The organism is Salinimonas iocasae (assembly GCF_006228385.1).
GTDB lineage: Bacteria > Pseudomonadota > Gammaproteobacteria > Enterobacterales > Alteromonadaceae > Alteromonas > Alteromonas iocasae.
In genome coordinates, this window is sequence record NZ_CP039852.1 from 1618575 (window position 1) to 1635423 (window position 16849).

Annotated in this window: 13 protein-coding genes; 9 read left to right on the forward strand and 4 right to left on the reverse strand. The window is 47.1% G+C overall.

Going from position 1 to position 16849, the window contains the following annotated elements; genetic code table 11:
- Positions 1-60 precede the first annotated feature (60 nt).
- The 8 genes from rimP (at position 61) to FBQ74_RS07115 (ending at position 8646) form a co-directional block, all read left to right on the forward strand.
- Positions 61-519: a ribosome maturation factor RimP gene (gene rimP, locus FBQ74_RS07080; protein ID WP_139756007.1), complete on the forward strand. Its 459-nt coding sequence runs from the start codon at positions 61-63 to the stop codon at positions 517-519.
- Positions 520-564: 45 nt separating this feature from the next.
- A complete protein-coding gene (gene nusA / locus FBQ74_RS07085) occupies positions 565-2058 on the forward strand; it encodes a transcription termination factor NusA (protein ID WP_139756008.1) in 1494 nt (497 codons plus the stop codon).
- A gap of 24 nt (positions 2059-2082) precedes the next feature.
- Positions 2083-4701, forward strand: a complete 2619-nt coding sequence (gene infB, locus FBQ74_RS07090) for a translation initiation factor IF-2 (RefSeq protein WP_139756009.1) — start codon at positions 2083-2085, stop codon at positions 4699-4701.
- A gap of 74 nt (positions 4702-4775) precedes the next feature.
- Positions 4776-5171 (forward strand): 30S ribosome-binding factor RbfA, encoded by a 396-nt coding sequence (rbfA, locus tag FBQ74_RS07095; RefSeq protein ID WP_139756010.1) that lies wholly within the window; start codon positions 4776-4778, stop codon positions 5169-5171.
- Positions 5172-6149, forward strand: a complete 978-nt coding sequence (gene truB / locus FBQ74_RS07100) for a tRNA pseudouridine(55) synthase TruB (RefSeq protein WP_139756011.1) — start codon at positions 5172-5174, stop codon at positions 6147-6149.
- A gap of 113 nt (positions 6150-6262) precedes the next feature.
- Positions 6263-6532 carry a 30S ribosomal protein S15 gene (gene rpsO, locus FBQ74_RS07105; RefSeq protein WP_139756012.1) on the forward strand — a complete coding sequence of 90 codons (270 nt, stop codon included), beginning with the start codon at positions 6263-6265 and terminating at the stop codon, positions 6530-6532.
- A gap of 123 nt (positions 6533-6655) precedes the next feature.
- The gene (locus tag FBQ74_RS07110) at positions 6656-8038 is read left to right on the forward strand and encodes a hypothetical protein (RefSeq protein WP_139756013.1); all 1383 of its coding nucleotides are present in this window, start codon (positions 6656-6658) and stop codon (positions 8036-8038) included.
- A 119-nt stretch (positions 8039-8157) separates the two neighbouring features.
- The gene (locus FBQ74_RS07115) at positions 8158-8646 is read left to right on the forward strand and encodes a c-type cytochrome (RefSeq protein ID WP_139756014.1); all 489 of its coding nucleotides are present in this window, start codon (positions 8158-8160) and stop codon (positions 8644-8646) included.
- A 25-nt stretch (positions 8647-8671) separates the two neighbouring features.
- Here FBQ74_RS07115 and FBQ74_RS07120 read toward each other — a convergent pair whose 3' ends face one another.
- From FBQ74_RS07120 to FBQ74_RS07130, 3 genes are all read right to left on the reverse strand, one after another.
- Positions 8672-9781 (reverse strand): hypothetical protein, encoded by a 1110-nt coding sequence (locus tag FBQ74_RS07120; RefSeq protein WP_139756015.1) that lies wholly within the window; start codon positions 9779-9781, stop codon positions 8672-8674.
- Positions 9782-9861: 80 nt separating this feature from the next.
- Positions 9862-10662, reverse strand: coding sequence for a hypothetical protein (locus FBQ74_RS07125; RefSeq protein ID WP_139756016.1), 801 nt, complete (start codon positions 10660-10662; stop codon positions 9862-9864).
- Positions 10663-10908: 246 nt separating this feature from the next.
- A complete protein-coding gene (locus FBQ74_RS07130) occupies positions 10909-12462 on the reverse strand; it encodes a bifunctional GNAT family N-acetyltransferase/carbon-nitrogen hydrolase family protein (RefSeq protein ID WP_139756017.1) in 1554 nt (517 codons plus the stop codon).
- 217 nt (positions 12463-12679) lie between these two features.
- Between FBQ74_RS07130 and FBQ74_RS07135 the strand changes: the two genes are divergently transcribed.
- The gene (locus FBQ74_RS07135) at positions 12680-13354 is read left to right on the forward strand and encodes a 2OG-Fe(II) oxygenase (RefSeq protein ID WP_139756018.1); all 675 of its coding nucleotides are present in this window, start codon (positions 12680-12682) and stop codon (positions 13352-13354) included.
- Positions 13355-13407: 53 nt separating this feature from the next.
- Here the strand turns inward: FBQ74_RS07135 and FBQ74_RS07140 are convergent, their stop codons facing one another.
- Positions 13408-16779: a PAS domain-containing hybrid sensor histidine kinase/response regulator gene (locus tag FBQ74_RS07140; RefSeq protein ID WP_168190628.1), complete on the reverse strand. Its 3372-nt coding sequence runs from the start codon at positions 16777-16779 to the stop codon at positions 13408-13410.
- Between the last annotated feature and the right edge of the window lie 70 nt (positions 16780-16849).

The window sequence follows — 16849 nt, forward strand, 5'->3', positions numbered from 1 at the left end:
AGACAGGGTAACGTAAAAGGTTGGGCTAATAGGCCCTTTTTTTGTTTTTGGAGGTTAGGATTGGCAAAACTTGAAGATAAACTGACCGAGATGCTTGAACCCGCTGTGGAAGCCCTTGGCTTCGAATTGGTTGGGGTTGAGTTTGTTCGTGCCGGTAAACACTCAATTTTGCGTGTATTTATTGATCACGAAAATGGCATAACCGTGGATGATTGTGCGGACGTCAGTTATCAGGTGAGCGCCATTCTTGATGTCGAAGACCCGATTAGCACCGAATATAATCTGGAAGTTTCCTCACCTGGTATGGACCGGCCGCTGTTTAAAGAAAAGCACTTTCAACAGGCTGTCGGTGAAGTGGTACAGATTCGTCTGGCGATGCCAATGGAAAACAGACGTAATTTTAAAGGACAACTCATTAGTTGCGAAAATGGCACGGTGAGTATTGAAGTGGATGGCCAGCAGTTCCAGTTAGCTGTGGCGAATATCGATAAAGCTACCGTTGTTCCCACATTCGACTAACAGGAACAGCACGCGCTTTCATTAGGAAGCATTAGTGAGGCGAAAATGAATAAAGAAATTTTGTTAGTGGCGGAAGCCGTTTCAAATGAAAAACAAGTGCCGCGGGAAAAGATCTTTGAAGCGCTGGAGTTTGCAATTGCCAGTGCCACAAAAAAGAAGAACGACGGCGACATAGAAGTACGGGTTTGTATCGATCAGACAACAGGTGACTTTGATACATTCCGCCGCTGGCTGGTTATCCCTGACGATCAGGAACAACAAAATCCGTATGCAGAACTGACGCTGTCAGCAGCGCAGATCGACGAGCCTGAAATTCAGCCCGGCGAGTATGTGGAAGAACAAATTGAATCTATCAAGTTCGACCGTATTACTACACAAACGGCCAAGCAGGTTATCGTACAAAAAGTACGTGAAGCAGAACGTGCTCAGATGATTGCTGAGTATGAAGACAAAGTTGGTGAACTTGTCACCGGAACCGTCAAGAAAGTTAACCGCGACAATATCATTGTCGATTTGGGTAACAACGCAGAAGGCGTAATTTATCGTGACGATATGCTACCGCGCGAGACATTCCGTCCCGGCGATCGTGTTCGCGGTTTGTTATACGTCATTCGTCCTGAGGCTCGTGGTGCGCAATTATTTGTAAGCCGTACGCATCCGGATATGTTGGTAGAGCTTTTCCGGTTAGAAGTCCCAGAGATTGCAGAAGAGACGCTGGAAATTAAATCAGCGGCCCGTGATCCGGGTTCGCGCGCAAAAATTGCGGTTAAAACCAACGACAAGCGTCTGGACCCGGTAGGTGCATGCGTAGGTATGCGTGGTTCACGTGTTCAGGCAGTGTCGGGTGAACTTGGCGGTGAGCGTGTCGATATCGTCCTTTGGGATGAGAACCCCGCCCAGTTTGTTATCAATGCGATGGCGCCGGCCGAAGTGGCATCTATCGTTGTTGATGAAGACAGCAATACTATGGATGTAGCGGTAGAGGCAGATAACCTGGCTCAGGCAATCGGGCGTAACGGTCAGAATGTACGTCTTGCCAGTCAGTTAACTGGCTGGGAACTGAACGTGATGACCATTGAAGATTTGAATGCGAAGCACGAAGAAGAAAACTCCAAGGTATTGACGCTGTTCACCGAATACCTGGATATCGATGAAGACTTCGCATTGGTTCTGATCGATGAAGGTTTCAGTACGCTGGAAGAAGTCGCATATGTTCCTGCCAGCGAGCTGCTTGCCATCGAAGGTATGGAAGAAGAAATGGTGGAAGAGCTGAGAAATCGTGCTCGCGCTATTTTAACAACCCGTGCACTGGCATCTGAAGAAACTGCTGAGGGTAAAGCACCTACTGAGGCACTGCTTAATCTTGACGGTATGTCGCAGGAGATTGCTAATCAACTGGCTGCCCGCGGTATTTCAGATTTAGAAGAGCTGGCAGAGCAGGGTACTGATGACATCAATGATATTGAAGAGCTGGACGATGAAAAAGCCGGTGCGCTTATCATGGCGGCTCGTAATATCGTCTGGTTTAACGAAGAATAAGGTCAACAAGGGGATAAACACGTAATGGCAGAAGTATCTGTAGAAAAACTCGCCAGTGACATCGGAACAACCGTTGACCGTCTGGTAAGTCAATTTAAAGATGCCGGCATGAGCAAAAATGCCGGTGACCAGGTGACTGAAGACGAAAAACGACAACTGCTTGATCATCTGAGCAAGCAGCATGGAAATGCCGCAGGCACCGGCGAGCCACAACGAATGACACTGAAACGTAAGACGACCAGCACATTAAATGTGGGCAAGTCTAAGTCAGTGAAGGTTGAAGTGCGCAAGAAGCGTACTTACGTAAAGCGTAGTGACGTTGAAGAGCAAAAGCGCAAGGAAGAGGAAGAAGCGCGTCTGAAGCAGGAGGCGGAAGAAAGAGCCGCTGCTGAAGCAGAAGCGAAGCGTATCGCTGAAGAAAAAGCGAAGAAAGCCGCGAATGCGAAGAAAGCCGCTGAAGAAGCGCGCAAAGCTGAAGAAGCGAAAGCTAAAGAAGCTGCTGCCAAGCGCGCTGAGGAAGGTTCAGATGATGATGAATCTGAAATGACCGAAGAGGAAAAAGCAGCAGCAGAAGCAGCACGTCAGGAAGAAGAGCGCTTGCGTAAGGCTCAGGAAGCTGAAGCTCAGAAGAAATATGAAGAAGAGGCCAAACGTGCTGCTGATGAAGCACGCAAACTGGCTGAAGAAAACGAAAGACGTTGGAAAGAAGAAGAAGAGCGTCGTAAGCGTGAAGAGGCCGAAGAGGTTCACCTCCACTCTAACCGCTATGCGCAGGAAGCTGAAGACGAAGAAGATTTGCAGGTAGAGCGCTCTTCTCGACGTCGTAAAAAGTCGAAGAAAAACGCAGGAGAACATTTGAAGCAAAGCTTTAATAAACCTGCCCAACCAGTAGAGCGTGTTGTTAAACTTGGCGCGACAATTACTGTGGGCGAGCTGGCCAGTAAGCTAGCTATCAAATCGAATGCCGTTATCAAAGCCATGATGAAAATGGGCGAGATGGCAACAATCAATCAGGTGCTCGACCAGGATACAGCTGTTCTGGTGGTTGAAGAGTTAGGCCACAAATATGAGTTGGTCAACGATAACGCGCTTGAGGAAGAACTGTTAGCAGAAGGTACCGAGGACGGCGAAAAAGTATCCCGCGCGCCAGTTGTTACCATTATGGGTCACGTTGACCATGGTAAGACGTCACTGCTTGATTATATCCGTCGCGCTAAGGTTGCTGATGGTGAAGCCGGCGGTATCACCCAGCATATAGGTGCTTATAAAGTACAGGGCGAAACCGGCGATGTTACGTTCCTGGATACTCCCGGACACGCGGCGTTTACTGCAATGCGTGCGCGTGGTGCTAATGCAACAGACATTGTTGTATTGGTAGTTGCTGCCGATGACGGCGTTATGCCGCAAACCAAAGAAGCGATTCAGCATAGTCGCGCAGCTGGTGTTCCGTTAATCGTTGCGGTTAACAAGATGGACAAAGAAACTGCCGATCCGGATCGTGTTAAAACTGAACTGTCTCAGCTTGAGGTTATCTCAGAAGAATGGGGTGGTGATCATCAGTTTGTAAACGTATCTGCTAAAACAGGTATGGGTGTTGACGACTTACTTGAAGCCATCAATCTACAGGCAGAAGTTCTTGATCTGCTGGCCGTAGAGAAAGGCCCTGGTCGCGGTATTGTTATTGAATCACGTCTGGATAAAGGTCGTGGTCCGGTTGCATCGGTATTGATTCAGGAAGGTGAGCTTAAATCCGGCGATATTCTGTTATGTGGTGAAGAATACGGCCGCGTTCGTGCTATGCGTGATGAGCATGGTCAGGAAATCAAAGTGGCAGGTCCATCTACACCTGTAGAAGTATTAGGTTTGTCTGGTGTACCTGTTGCTGGTGAAGATGCAGCAGTGGTACGAGACGAGCGTAAGGCGCGTGAAGTTGCTTCTAAGCGTCATCAGAAGAAACGTGAGCTTAAACTGGCTCGTCAACAGAAAGCCAAGCTGGAAAACATGTTTGCTAACATGGAAACCGGTGAAGTCAGCGAACTTAACATCGTACTTAAAGCTGATGTACAGGGTTCTGTTGAGGCGATTGCTGAATCTCTGGCTAAGCTATCTACAGCAGAAGTTAAAGTTAACATCGTTGGTAGCGGTGTTGGCGGTATCACGGAAACAGATGCCTCTCTGGCAGCAGCTTCTGGCGCTATCGTACTTGGCTTTAACGTTCGTGCTGATGCGTCTGCACGTCGTATGCTGGAAGCCGAAGAAATCGATCTGCGCTATTACAGTGTTATCTATAACCTGATTGATGAAGTTAAAGCAGCAATGAGCGGTATGCTGGCGCCTGAATTCAGACAGGAAATCATCGGTCTGGCAGAAGTTCGCGATGTCTTCAAGTCGCCTAAGCTGGGTGCAATTGCCGGTTGTATGGTTACAGAAGGCATTATCAAGCGTAGCGCACCGATCCGTGTACTGCGTGAGAACGTTGTAATCTACGAGGGCGAACTTGAGTCGCTGCGTCGTTATAAAGATGATGTCCAGGAAGTACGTAATGGTATGGAATGTGGTATCGGCGTTAAGAACTATAACGATGTTAAAGTGGGCGACCAAATCGAAGTTTTCGAGACGGTTGAGGTTGCTCGCGAGATCTAATCAGCGTCAGGCATAAATAAAGCGGGGGCGATACGCCCCCGTTTTTGTCTGTATAGCATATGCAGGGGGAAGTTATGGCACGGGAATTTTCTCGCACAGACCGAGTAGGTCAGCAAGTTCATAAAGAAGTTGCCAGTATCATACAAAATGAATACAAACACCGGGTGGGTGACTTACCGCTCATCACTGTATCAGATGTCGAAGTCTCCAGAGATCTTGCGCACGCGAAGGTGTTCGTGACGATTTATGGTGAGGATGTTGATGATAAAGCGCAAATAAAGCAGCTCAATGAATACATGGGATTCATTCGGGGTTTGCTGGCTAAGCGCTTACGAATGCGCTCAGTGCCTCATCTTCACTTTTTCCAGGATACTTCGATTACAGAAGGTATGCGTATCTCGAGTTTGGTTTCTGAAGTGGTCGCCAATGATAAGGCGAGACAACAGGACGACGAGGAAGAGCAAAACTAAATGGCAAGAAGACGCAAGGGCCGCGCGGTCAACGGTATCCTGTTGTTGAACAAACCTGTTGGCGGCTCCTCTAATCAACTGCTTCAGAAAGTTCGCTGGCTGTTTCAGGCGCAAAAGGCCGGTCATACAGGCGCACTGGATCCTTTAGCATCGGGCATGTTACCGATTTGTCTGGGGGAAGCCACCAAGTTTTCACAGTTTCTACTGGATGCGGAAAAGACCTATGAGGTAACTGCACAGCTGGGTGTGCGCACGACGACGTCAGATGCTGATGGCGAGGTAGTAGAAGAACGCCCTGTGTCGGTAAGTGAATCTGAGGTTGAAAAAGCCTGTCTGAGCTTTAAGGGTAAGAGTCAGCAGGTGCCATCCATGTTTTCGGCACTAAAGCATCAGGGGAAGCCTTTGTATTTTTATGCCCGGCAGGGAATAGAAATAGACAGACCGCCCAGAGATATAGAAATCTACGAGCTTGAAGTCACAGCCATGTCGTTACCTTATGTTTCTATGCGTATAAAGTGCAGCAAGGGCACTTATATTCGCTCTTTGGTCGATGATTTGGGTCAGAAGCTGGGGTGCGGGGCGTACGTAACTGCTTTACATCGTACCGAAGTTGCTGATTATCCAACTGAAAAAATGGTTACCATTGAACAGCTTGAAGCTATGAGGGAGGTCGTTGATAACGACGATTTCTCGCAAATGGATAGTTTACTGTTACCCATGGACACCGCCGTTGACCGTATTAGTGCTGTAACACTTACAGATAGCGACAAAAGACGTTTTGAGAATGGTCAAAGTGTCAGGGTAAGCGAAGATGCGTTATACAGTGAAGGGCAATATTACCGAGTTTATCATAACGGTGATGCAGGACCTGTTTTTCTGGGTGTCGGCGAAGGTGTTCTACAGCCTAAAGATCAGCCTTCAGCATCTGCGGATACGGTTTTTGTTAACCCTAAACGGCGAGTTGTTTACGAATTATAGAGAATTAAGAAATCCGGGCTTGCGCCACAGCGCGAGCCCTTTATAATACGCGCTCTTATTAAGCTGGCTGAATTAGTGATCGGCCAGCTTTCACTCTCAATCAGGAGAATATTATGTCACTAACTAAAGAAGAAACCGCGAACATCATCGCTGAATATGGCGTTAAAGAAGGTGATACTGGTTCACCGGAAGTGCAAATCGCACTGTTAACGCACAATATCGGCAAGCTTCAGTCGCATTTTGCCAGCCATAAGCAAGATCACCACTCTCGTCGTGGTCTGCTGCGCATGGTTAGCCAGCGTCGTAAGCTTCTTGATTACCTTAAAGGTAAAAACGCACAGCGTTACCTTGATCTTATCAAGCGTCTTGGTATCCGTCGTTAAGATTGGTTTTTCTGAGAAAAGCGCCTTCAAGGCGCTTTTTTTTCGTCTGTTAAACTTGCGGAGCACCTGTTGACTTTGCGTTGTGTTAATCGCATGTTAGTAACAAATAATAATGGAGGTGTTATGAAAAGGACTTTATCAATGGCCTGTTTAGCTATGGCCGGTTCGCTCTCCTGTGCTATTGCACATGCTCACTCTTCGAACACTACAGCAGATGCGCAGTTCCTAAGCCAGTATCCGGCATGTGATTATGAAGTTATCGATGTGGTCACCTTATCGGGGCATCTGCCAGATCGGGCGGTAACAAATGAGATAGACCAGGAAAACCAAAAAATTCTGCAGCGACTTCAACAAGCAGCTACCGAAAGTGGTGCCGATGCTATCGCATTGGTAGACAGGAAGGTTCAGCTTTCCGGTCATCGGAATAATCGACTTTGGTTAACGGCTGAATTTATTCGTTCATGTGACGATAAACCAGGTGTTGTACGCGAAATGACGCCGGTAGCACCAGATGGCGCTTTTCAGGTAGATTTTGGCGTAACAGTAAAAACGAAGATCGGCCGTGAGATGACTATCGAACTCAACACCAACGACGCTCAGCCCGATATTAGCAGTCGAAAGGTGGATTTGCAGCAGGGAGTATACGGTATCAATCCTGGCGATAGCGTGGAGAAAGTGCTTGAGACTTTCGGTACACCGTCATTTATCTTTTCACCATTGCGTGATTGGAAGGTTATGAGTTATGGGCGTAATCACTGGCTCACTTTTCATGATAGCGAACTTAAAAAAATTAGTACTGAATCTGACTTTTTCCGCTATCGCCTGCTTAACGAAATTCCTTTTGACGATCGTTTTGATGAAAGAAAGTGGGAGTTGTTAGGAAAGTATGAAAAAGGGCAAAAGCTTGAGCAGGCCGAATATAAAAAATTAGCACAAGGAAAGCAGCAGGAAGGGCAACGTTTAACAGCGCTGACGGACGAGTATCTGGCTAATAATCAAGAATATCGCACTGTTAATCTGAATGGCTTTGAATTGAGCAATCAGGCGTTTTCGTTTCCGGATGGTATGCTTACGTCTGTTTACGATGCTAATAACCAGTTTTTAACTTTCCTTGCATCACTGCTGGACGCTGAGAATACGCAAAACAGTGTCACAATATCAGCAATTCCATCAGCACCGTTCGGTGAGTCAAAAATCGACCGCGGCACCAGGCTTTATTTATACGATGGGCATACAGCTGTCAGTGCGATAGGCGATACCATTAGCAAAGTGCTTGTTGAGCCAGAATTAATACAGTTTGGCGACACACCGGCTCAGCCTTGGAAGTTCATGTCTTTTTACTACGGCCAACCCCTGAATGAAGCGCTGGATATTGCCGGATCAGATGCCTTTCACTATCGCGATTATATCGAAATCGACAGAGGGGATTACATGATTAAGCTTTTCCTTACCGGGGAAAAAGATGCTGAAACTGTTTATGCCATGGAACTGGACATTTACTTTTAACGATTGCGTTAAATCAATAAACGGACTTAAACATGGTGCGATGATGTGCATAGCCCAATAGTCAATCCGCAGTTTTACTCTGTTGGGCTATGCTTATAAAAATCATAGAGGAACGGGCCATGAAAATTCTTCCCCTGATAGGCTTATCATGCGTGTTACTTGCAGGCTGCAGCGATGGTGCAAATTCACCACGGGGCTTTAGTTTACCTCAGGGTGATGCTGCCAACGGTAAACAAGTCTTACTTAAATATCAGTGTATTGACTGCCATCAAATCGAGGGTGTTGAAGTTGATGATGATCATCGCTATTTATTGTCACAGCCAGTGAAGCTTGGTGGAACCAGTACCAAAGTAAAAACTTATGGCGAACTGGTGACCAGTATCATTAATCCATCTCATAAACTGAATCCGCGTTTACCTGTCAGCCTTACAAGTGAAAACGGCAAATCTAAAATGCCGACAATTAACAACCAACTCACTGTGTCTGAACTGATTGACCTGACAGCATACCTGCAAACCAAATATAAGGTGGAACCTTACAGAATGTCGGAATATCGCCTTTACCGGCTACGGACTGTGGCAGAAAGTGATAATGCAGGTAGTGAGTAAATCGTTAATGCTTGTTAATGAGGGTCTATAAACCCGGACGCGGGCAGGGTGTGTAAAACGGATTCTGAGATTTAAGCGTTGCTTCTTTAATCAGCATATCGGTTGCAGCTTCTTCTCCCTGGTATTCCAGTGTATCAAGCCACACTGTTATCAAAGTATCGTCATATGCCATCAGGTTGGCCGAGCGTGCGAAATCTAAACGCCGGGCAGGGGGCCAGTTGCTGAGCGCATCGGTCTGATGCTGGATTTGCGATATCCTTTTTAATTGCTCCGGTTCCTGAAGGGTTGAGCGTAATATTTGCTGTCCGGCTATTTTCAGCGACGTTTCCTTTGCACGTGAGAATAGTGTCTGGCCCACACGGGCGCAAAGGTCACTATGATAGCTATGTTGGCGTCGGTCTTTACACCAACGCTTTAATGCAGAAAGTGGTACAGCAGTAGCCGCCCATGTACCAGTACCATACATTACTACTTGATACTCACTTATGCTTTTCCCAGACGATAAGAGGTATAACGCACGCCTGATGTAATCAGCATAAGCACTGTTAAATTGGGGCGCATCAAGTAATTCGTTTAACGCATAAACGACCTTCTGATCGTTGTCAGTTGCAGCATAAAACTGTGCCACAGATAGCCAGTTTGCTGCGTCATCTGTATTCGCAAGCGCCGATGCCTCGGTCAGCATGCTGCAATTTGGTTGAGCTGGAGATAACGCGCATAGTCTGACTGCCTCCCTGAGCAGTGCCGGATGTTCACCTTTACGTTCGAGATAAGTGGACATTCTTTTTATTCTTTCACCAGCAGATATATGGAGCGCTAAAATAAGGGCATCTGCCTGTTGCGCACTCTCGTGAGTATCAGCTATTCGCTGGATGTCGTCTTCTATTTGCGTTATCTCGACCTCAGATGGATTAGAAGGTGTAGGGCAGTTTACTATAGCAGATGTAGTCGCTGAGCCTGGCTTGTCACGGTGTTTTTCAGGGAGCAGAGTCCTTTCTTCAACTGCTCCAGACGATACCCTGACAGACAGAGTAGCAGAAGCAGGTTTTTCAGTGTATGTGGTTTGATAAAAGAGAAAATAGCCGGAGAGAACGGACAAAGTCGCAGCGCTTAAAATTATATAACGCAATTTCATAGCATTCCCTGCCCAATGAAATTAAAACTATATCTAACAACACAGATACAAAAAACCGGGCAATCGCCCGGTTCTGGTGATTATTGACCGCCAGCGCCGCTTCCGGAACCGGAGGGCGAACTAACAACCTTAGTCGCAATATCGCGAATTTCGTTTTCCAGCGAACTGATTCGACTTGCCAGTGTGTTATTACGCTTTTCTAAAACGCTAAGCTTATCGTTAACATTCTTAACACTTCGAGCCTGTTGGGTTTTATCGCTATTAACCTGTTCAATTGCCACGTTCAGCGCCAGCAATTCATCAGCCAGTGATGCCAGCTGGTTGTTGATAGAAGTCAGACGGCTCTGGTGTGTATCAACATCATCAGCAACCGTTTTAACAGACGCTGTCAGGGATTTCTCCATCCCGTTCACTTTGTCATTAAGTTCAGTTATCTCTTTCTGGTTACGACGCCACGCTGACGCCCAAAGCTTATCCATTTGCTCCCACAATTCCTGAGATTTTTCGGATAGCTCATTAACCTTGACCTGAAGTGCAACGGTGGACTCACCCATTTCCTCATCAGTTGCGCTGAGTTTTCTCTCAAGCTCAGCCAGTCGAGACTCTGCATCATCAGCTACAGCCTGCTGTTGCTGCAACAGTGTATATAAATAATAACAGCCGCCTAAACCACCAAGTGCTATCAACAGAGCAATGACAACAAAAAATGTACTGGCTCCAGAGCGTGCCGGCTTTTCATTGTCTTTAGGGGGAGGGGCGTCAGCAGTCCCTTCACTTTTTATTGTATGCGCTGCTGCATGTCGTTGCTTTTGATAGTCGCGACGATCTTCGTCATCCAATCGAATTGTTGGGAAATCATCATCTCTGGAATCGTTTGCCATATTACCTTTATATCCACATTTTCCGGCGAAATCTGCAGCGCAGCATAGTATCGCTTATTCAGCATGAAAGCTAATGTCAGCCTGTATCTAACGGAACCGCGCTATCGCCAGGAACAAATTGATTATTGTGAGCCGATTAAAAACCCGTCAGTAATTGCATTATCCGTAAAATAACGCTCAGGTTCAAATGTCAGATGCAATTAGTACACCAGTGAATGTGAACTGGCCTTCCGTGGCCGGGTTTCGCTATCGGTTTCCTATCCAGTCTACCCGATACAAATCACGGCGTCGGTCAAGGTAGTTACGTACCGAGCCTTCGTTTTGCAAACGATTCAGTTTGTCCAAATCCAAATCTACAATTAACGTCATTTCTGTATTCGGCGTTGTTTCTGAAACGATAGCATCATGTGGAAATGCAAAATCAGAAGGTGAGAACACAGCTGTCTGACCATACTGGATGTCAACATTATCTACTTTTGGCAGATTACCAACACTACCTGCAATAGCTACATAACATTCGTTTTCAATTGCACGCGCCTGCGCACAGCGACGTACCCGCAGGTAGCCATTTTTTGTATCGGTCCAAAACGGCACGAACAAAATCTGCATTTCCTGTTCAGACAGTACACGTCCCAACTCAGGAAATTCGACGTCATAACAGATAAGTACGCCGATTTTGCCAAAGTCGGTATCAAATACTTTCAGGCTGTCACCGCCTTTCATGATCCAGTCTTTTTTCTCATGCGGAGTGGGATGCAGTTTGTACTGGCTTTCTATGGTGCCATCGCGCTTGCAAACATAGGCAACATTGTACAGCTCGTCGTCTTCGACCACCGGCATTGAGCCAGCAATGACGTTGATGTTGTACGACACTGCCAGGTGCGACATCGCGGTAAGGATTTCATCTGTGTAAGTGGCCAGATGCCAGATAGCATCAATCGACGACTCACCCGGGCTAAGTCCCATTAGCGGCGCGTTGAAAAACTCAGGGAACAGTGCCACATCGCAGCCATAATCAGACAGGGCATCAACAAAATACTCTGCTTGTTGTAAAAGTTCTTCGACATTATTGAAGTAACGCATCTGCCACTGAATGCAGCCGATCCGGGCACTGGACTTTTTGCCTTCAATCAGACTTGGGCTATCAGGCTCAAAATAAATATTGTGCCATTGCAACAATGTTGCGTAGCCTTTAGATGCTTCGTCTTCAGGCAGATAAGCGGTCAGAACCTGTTTAACCTCAAAGCCGTTAGACAGCTGGAACGTTAAAATAGGATCGTAAATGTCTTTTGACTTTACCTGTTCAATATATTCATACGGGCTCATTTCATTTGCATAGTTAGCGTAGTTAGGAATACGCCCGCCAGCCATAATCGACTTTAAATTCAGATTACGGCACAGCTCTTTACGCGCCTCGTATAATCGGCGTCCCAGTCGCAATCCGCGGTATTCGGGGCAGACGATGACCTCAACGCCGTAAAGAACGTCACCGTTTGGATCGTGGGTGGACAAATAAGCGTCGCCGGTAATTTCATCATAGCTATGCTTATCACCAAATTGCTCATAGTCAACAATGACAGAGATAGCGAAAGCCACCACTTTGCCTTTATCTTCTATACAAATCTGCCCGTCAGGAAAAGTATTGACCTGTGCCTTAAAGTTTTTATACGGCCAGGCCCCACCGACATTGACATACACTTTGTCCATCAATGTCTTTACATCATTATAGTCATCAAGCCGAAGGTTGCGGAGTTCCAGATGGTGTTCTGTATCCTCAACGCTGGTCTGGTCCTGACTCATACATTACCGCCTTTCATATACAAAAATTATGGGTAGGAAGTAGTATTTTGTGACGAATCACAAGGGATTACTACAGGATTATTTGTACAGGTTAATACCCGGTTTGGATTAGGTTCGTTAAATCTACGCAGATGATTGAAATACCAGATAAGATTATCTTGCCGAACTGGCAGGAGCGTAGTATAAAGCGCCACCTTTATATTGCATCAGCACAGCAATGCAGTTCGAACAAATCCCACCTTGTACCACCGTCGCGGATGTCGACTTTTCGCCATTATTTGACCAGATTGCCGATGCGCTGGAAAAACACGGTGTTGCCGTTATACCGCAGGCGCTACCTGATACGATGGCGCATGAGCTTTACCACTATTACCGTCAGTTGAACGGTGAGCTGTTTGACGAGGCTGGCATAGGCCGTAAACAGAACTTTCACCATGACGAAAAGATCCGAAGTGATAAGGTCTGCTGGATAGACGGAACGTCCCCGACTGGAAAGGAATGGCTGGATTGGCTGGAAATGCTCAAAACACACCTTAACCGCCGTCTGTTCCTGGGTCTGTTTTCAGTAGAAAGTCACTTTGCTTATTATCAAAAAGGTGATTTTTATAAGCGGCACGTTGATGCGTTTCGCGGTGAATCTAATCGGGTGCTGTCGCTGGTTACTTATCTCAACCCGCAATGGTCAGCAGATGATGGTGGTCAGCTTGTGATGTACGCAGACAATAATGACCACACTGGCACCAAAATACTGCCCCAATTGGGTACTATGGTCTTGTTCCTGAGTGAAGTTTTTGAACATGAGGTGTTACCAGCTAAAAAGGATCGTTATTCTATTGCGTCCTGGTTTCGTTTGAATACAACGCGGGCAGGGCGTGCAGATCCACCGAGATAATCTACCCAGATAAGCCACCCAAAACAGCTGCTTAGATTCTCTGGCCCCGGCTATTATTTATTAATAAGCTTCTTAAGCTGGTTCAGTGCCTGACTATAATCCAGATTATGCATAGACCTGACTATCGGCGCCGCTGCTTCCTCGCCAAATTGCCGCGTTAACAGCGCATGATAAGCGCTGGTTTCACTGGTGCTGATATAAGTGCCGTCCTCCAGCGTCTGCTGCAACCGTGTAATATCGGCTGGGTCTGGCTGATCATTATTAGGCTTGGCTGGCAAATTGGTTTCTGAGAGCCATTGCCTTATGCAGCTGATAACACGAATTAATTCCTGTTCAATCTGTTCGGTAAGCGCGCTCTGTTCACTTTCCCTCATTGCTTCGGCACACAGGGCAGACAGATTCGTGGCGCCTATCGCTTCTGACAGGCCCTTCAGGGTGTGCAGCGTTACTTCGTCGGGCATGCCGTCGACTATATGAATGCCGCCTTTTTGAGCCACATCTTTATACTGATGATAAAAATCGTTGAGCAATTGCCTTAACACTGCAGTGTCATTCGCTATCCTGGCGAGCGCTCTTTTTATGTCAAAGCTATCCAGATGCTGGCTGGCGGGCAAACATTCTTCAACCGCTTTTGCAGCCTGGATATGAGCGAGGTTGTCTTGCGGAATCAGCCATTTCTTCAACGTGGATTCGAGTATGTTTATATCTATGGGTTTAGCGATGTGCGCATCCATGCCCGCCTCAATGGACTTTTGCCGGTCATGGTCGGCAGCCGCAGCCGATAAGGCTATTACCGGGACGTCGCCGCCATCCGGCAACCGCCGAATGGCGGTGGCAGTTTCAAATCCATCTAACCCCGGCATCTGTATATCCATAAGAACAATGTCATACTTTTGTTCTTTAAACATTGCCAATGCGCACGCACCGCTGTTTGCAACATCCACGGTGATGTTCAGGGTCTGGAGTAATTCACGCGCTACATATTGATTGGCTGCGTTATCCTCAACGACCAATACGCGACTACCAGTGAAGTCTGTCGGGCTAAACGCTTGCGAGCGCGGGCGCACGCTATTCGTCTCAGGTAGCAGGTCGAGCATGGCTCGCTCGAGATCAGAGGGGAGCAAAGGATGACAGACCCAGCGTGAGGGCAGATTCAGCATAACGTCACAAACGTTATCGCTGTATGCAGTTAGTGTGCTAAGCACTACGATACCTGCCTCGACATGGGTATTGTGAGAATGAGTAAAAATGGCTGACAGTATCGCTTTGCACTGGCTATGGGTAAGCGAGCTGATATCTATAATGAGAAAGTCTGTCGCTGACTGGTACGCGCTTAGCGCTGAGAGCGTCAGGCTGTCCTGTAGGTGGTACGCCCCGCGCGCGCAGTACTGTTTCAATAGCTTCACATTATCGTCGATATCTGAAAACAGTGTTACGCGTTTATTTTTCAGCGATGACTCAGGTGACGCGTTTGCCTGCGCCTTTAATGGCACTGAGAGCGTAAATTCGCTGCCCTCATCCGGTTTACTGCTGACAGAAATATCACCGTTTAGCAGCTGCGCTAATCGCTTACATATTGTTAAGCCCAAACCGCTGCCGCCATATTGTCGGCTTATCGAGCTGTCAGCCTGAGAAAAAGGTGCAAACAGTGGGGCAATATTGTTAGGGGCAATACCAATGCCCGTATCGCGCACGTTGAATGAGACTACATAGTCTTTTTCTGATGTGCGCTTCACCGTTGTTACTGTCAGGCAAATGAAACCCTGTTCGGTAAATTTCAGGGCATTACCCAGTAAATTAGTCAGTATCTGTCGAAGCCTCACATGATCGCCCTCAACATAGCGAAGACAGGTTGGACTGACTTCACAGCGAAGGTCTAGCCCTTTCTGTAACGCGGTTGCAGTAAAAAGTTGCATGACTTCAGAAAGTAACGCAAACAAATCAAAGGGGTCACTATTAATTTCCAGCTTATTCGCTTCAAGTTTCGAGTAGTCCAGAATGTCGTTGAGGATCTGAAGTAACCAACGCGAAGAAGCGTGAACCTGATTGAGATATTCGCGCTGCCGTCCGCCCAGCTCCATCTTCAAAACCATATCCGTCAGTGCCAGCACTGCATTCATGGGCGTGCGAATTTCATGGCTCATATTCGCCATAAATGCGGATTTGGCCAGGCTGGCTTTATGCGCTTCATCCCGTGTGCTTTGCAGTTTTTCCTGCATATTTCTGATAGGCGTTATATCTAAAAAGCTACCCATTATCTGAGTCACAGCGTGCTCGGTTCTTTCAAATACCACATCCTGAGCAAGTAACCATACCCAGTAGCCGTTTGCGTGGCGAAAGCGATATTGTATATGGTCTGTCAGCGCACCTGCCTGGTCATTCGACTGAAGCAATTTTGTAAAATGGCTGGCGACCCTGTGTCGGTCATCCTCGTGGACTAAAGACAATAGATCTGATGTAGACAGCCGGGCGATATAGTCCGGCGCATAGCCCGTGATTTCGGTATATCGCTCATTAACAAATACGTGCTTACTTCGCTCTGCAGCGTAAATATACACCCCTGCAATAGAGCCGTTTATTGCCCGTGAAACCATCGTCTGACTGTATTGGGGGAGGGGCTGCGCTTCTGAATCGGATGTTATGTCGGATGGTGATTGCCAGAACAACAAAAGCAACTGGCCTTGTTCAGTCTGGCTTGCACTAAAGCAAAAGGGGCCGGCTGACAATGCTTCATTTTCCTGGTCGTCGCCAGGTGGTATGTCATACCCGTTAGCGATATCTATAAGGCGGCTGAGCAGTGCTTCTGTCAGATTGCAGGGAATTGCATCTTCAATTGTGTCCTGATCAATCGTTGCCTGATAATCCGTCAACGCAATGGCTGCAGCATTCTGATAGGCAAGAATAAGCTTATCGCCACGGCAATAGTATACGTGCGCGCCCACCGGACATTTCTCAAAGCTCTGCCAGTGTGGACCGGGCCATGTCTGCATTGCTCGCATTGTGGTAGTGATACAAATATCCTGAGCCGTATTTGCTTTTTGCCTATTATTTTCTAAAGTTCTATTACGAGTGGGCTTTACTGTCGCATAGCGCGCCCAGACGGTACTAACCAGAACGAACAACAAAATAGCCGTGGTTAACAGCGCTGTCATAGTCGTCAAATTGTTTAAGGCATACTGCGGATTAGTGACAGTGAATAGCTGGTGAATGCCGCATAAAACAAGCAGTGCACCAGCCATACTGATAATTTTCTGCGTATCGGCGATGAACGTACGGCAGACAGTTAGCAATACCAGCGGTACGATGACAAGCGCAGCTGCGAAAGCGCACTGCGCGATAAATGGCAGGGTTATGTACTCTGGCATTGCTGAGGTCGCGGCCGCCAGGGCAACGGATGACTGAACAAAAATAATGTGGTTTAGCATAGCGCGTCTTCCTGATTGCACAGCGCTAAGCATAGCTGTGGTTTTCACTTTTTGCCTGATACTAAGCATG

Bases quoted from the DNA above. Each gene is read 5' to 3' on its own strand.
- nusA (WP_139756008.1), top strand. From the start codon at position 565: ATGAATAAAGAAATTTTGTTAGTGGCGGAAGCCGTTTCAAATGAAAAA.
- infB (WP_139756009.1), top strand. From the start codon at position 2,083: ATGGCAGAAGTATCTGTAGAAAAACTCGCCAGTGACATCGGAACAACC.
- FBQ74_RS07125 (WP_139756016.1), bottom strand. From the start codon at position 10,662: ATGGCAAACGATTCCAGAGATGATGATTTCCCAACAATTCGATTGGAT.
- FBQ74_RS07135 (WP_139756018.1), top strand. From the start codon at position 12,680: ATGCAGTTCGAACAAATCCCACCTTGTACCACCGTCGCGGATGTCGAC.
- FBQ74_RS07120 (WP_139756015.1), bottom strand. From the start codon at position 9,781: ATGAAATTGCGTTATATAATTTTAAGCGCTGCGACTTTGTCCGTTCTC.
- FBQ74_RS07140 (WP_168190628.1), bottom strand. From the start codon at position 16,779: ATGCTAAACCACATTATTTTTGTTCAGTCATCCGTTGCCCTGGCGGCC.
- FBQ74_RS07110 (WP_139756013.1), top strand. From the start codon at position 6,656: ATGAAAAGGACTTTATCAATGGCCTGTTTAGCTATGGCCGGTTCGCTC.
- FBQ74_RS07115 (WP_139756014.1), top strand. From the start codon at position 8,158: ATGAAAATTCTTCCCCTGATAGGCTTATCATGCGTGTTACTTGCAGGC.
- truB (WP_139756011.1), top strand. From the start codon at position 5,172: ATGGCAAGAAGACGCAAGGGCCGCGCGGTCAACGGTATCCTGTTGTTG.
- rbfA (WP_139756010.1), top strand. From the start codon at position 4,776: ATGGCACGGGAATTTTCTCGCACAGACCGAGTAGGTCAGCAAGTTCAT.
- FBQ74_RS07130 (WP_139756017.1), bottom strand. From the start codon at position 12,462: ATGAGTCAGGACCAGACCAGCGTTGAGGATACAGAACACCATCTGGAA.
- rpsO (WP_139756012.1), top strand. From the start codon at position 6,263: ATGTCACTAACTAAAGAAGAAACCGCGAACATCATCGCTGAATATGGC.